The sequence below is a fragment of the Streptomyces sp. NPDC102467 genome, from assembly GCF_044765445.1.
Lineage (GTDB): Bacteria > Actinomycetota > Actinomycetes > Streptomycetales > Streptomycetaceae > Streptomyces.
The window spans coordinates 1-2,146 of the sequence record NZ_JBIWKA010000064.1 but is presented as its reverse complement, the minus strand read 5'-3'; the positions used below and the strand labels follow the sequence as shown (position 1 = coordinate 2,146).

Annotated in this window: 1 protein-coding gene; it reads right to left on the bottom strand. The window is 59.2% G+C overall.

All coding sequences use genetic code 11. From position 1 onward, the window contains the following. Window positions 1–248: 248 nt before the first annotated feature. The gene (locus ACIREE_RS42620; RefSeq protein WP_404164977.1) at window positions 249–1,919 is read right to left on the bottom strand and encodes a condensation domain-containing protein; all 1,671 of its coding nucleotides are present in this window, start codon (window positions 1,917–1,919) and stop codon (window positions 249–251) included. Between the last annotated feature and the right edge of the window lie 227 nt (window positions 1,920–2,146).

Sequence of the window (2,146 nt, the reverse complement as noted above, 5' to 3'; positions counted from 1 at the left end):
GCTCCGGAAACGTCAGACCCGGCACCTCAACCGACGTGTCATTCCACTCCGACAGCACCCGCTGCCGCTCCTCCAACGCCAGAACATCAACCTGAGCCAGCAGGCTCTTCAGGCACTGCCAAGATTCGCGTGTAGACACAGTTGCACCCAATATCGATCGAAGAAGTACCGCATGCGCTGATCCGGGGCGCATAGTGAAGTGCGGGCTACTCTTTGTGAACGTCTTGACGCTCTCGTCCAAGACAGGACTAGCGCGACCGCGTGCTGCTTCCGAGACTTGGCCGTGCTTGCGGCGCCGCGTCGAGAAGTTCATACAGCCCAGCGACTGACGGTGTTTCAAAAATCTTGGCGACATCCAATTCAACGCCCAGCCTTCTGCGCACTCTGCTGATCAGACGAATCGCCAGCAGCGAGTGACCACCCAGTTCGAAGAAGCTGTCGTTGACACCCACGTTCTCGACCCCGAGAACTTGCGAGAATATGTCGCGCAGAACTTCCAGACGTGTATCTTGCGAGTCTGGTGATGTACCGCGCGCCAGCTCTTCCGTAACGGTCGCCGGCCGCTCGCCTGCCAGAGGCAGCGGGATTTCTGGTACCGCGATGTCGGCCAAGCGCAAATGTGGGTTGTCGACTACCTGATCGATGAGGGCACCGAAGTATCCCGTAATCACGGCCGCCATGTCAGAAGTAAACAGATCATCCGAATAGAGAAGGGTTCCTTGGATACCTGCGGGAGCCCCGAGTTCATCGAACTCTTCTTTGAGCTGGAATGCTATGTCGAACTGGGCCGCCCGCTCCTGGATATCTTCAATTCTGACTTCGAGTCCGTGAAGCTCGTAGTCGGCTTCGGCGTTGTTCTGCAGCGTCAGCATGGCTTGGATCAAGGGATGTCTTCCCGGTACACGCGGCGGGTTCAGAGCTTTAACGACGCGTTCGAAGGGAAGATCCTGATTCGCGTAGGCTTCTAGGTCCACTGCTCGGACCCTCTTCAGGAGTTCAGTAAAGCTGGGGTTTCCAGAAGTGTTGGTGCGCAGGACCAAGGTGTTGACGAAGAAGCCGATCAAATCATTGAGGGCCTGGTCGGTCCTGCCGGCTATCGCCGTGCCGATAGGTATGTCGTCTCCGGCTCCCAGCCGTGATAGCAGCGTGCTGGCGCCTGCCTGAAGCACCATGAATACGGTGCAGCTGTTCTCGCTGGCCAGATCGATCAAGCGGGCATGAGTGGCCCGGGTCAACTTGATCTCGGTAGGGGTTCCCGTGCGACCCGGTTCTGCCGGACGATTGCCTCGCCTCGGAAGCTTTAGCTCGTCGGGAATCCCGTCGAGCTTCCCTCTCCAGTACTCGAGCTGCCTGTGCCCGAGGCTCCCGTGATCGGACTCGTCTCCGAGGACTTCACGCTGCCAAAGTGCATAGTCCGCATACTGGACGGGGAGCTCTTCCCAGGCTGCAGTCCCGCCGTTGAGGCGTGCCGCGTAGGCCGAGCTCAGATCCCGCCACAGCGGAGCCAGGGACCATCCATCGCCCGCAATATGATGAATGGTTAGGAGAAGAATTTGATCATCAGGCCCTTGCTCAAACAGCTGGGCGCGCAGGGGGATTTCATGTGCCAGATCAAAGGGAACTTGGTAGGCCCGGAGGAGTGAGTCCGACAGCTCCAAGCCGTCCAGATCTTCCACCAGTAGAGTTGGCGAAGCCTCCCATGGTGTAAGTATGTGCTGATACGGCTCCCCGTCACGCTCCAGGAACACCGTGCGCAGAGATTCGTGACGATCCACCAGGTCGGAAAGTGCTCCCTGGAGGGCCTCCTTGTTGAGCGCGCCAACCAACCGCAGCGCCAATGGAGTGTTATATACCGCTTTCACTCCCTCTAGTTCATTCAAGAACCAGAGGCGCCGCTGGGCAAACGAAAGGGGTATCACGAACGTGCTCCTGATCTCGGGTGGGTCGCGTCGACGAAAACCGCTACCCGCCCGCGCCGCAGTTTCTTGCCGTGCGTTTGGAGGGTGAGATACGCGGTGATTGCCGGCCGGCAGTCCAGTTCAGGCTGGCCTGCTTACTGACCTTGAATGCGTGGTGTCGTCATGGCGGCTCGGGCTGGAGACCGGTGCCGATGAGGCAACCGTTGAGGACGCCGGGGCGGTACTGG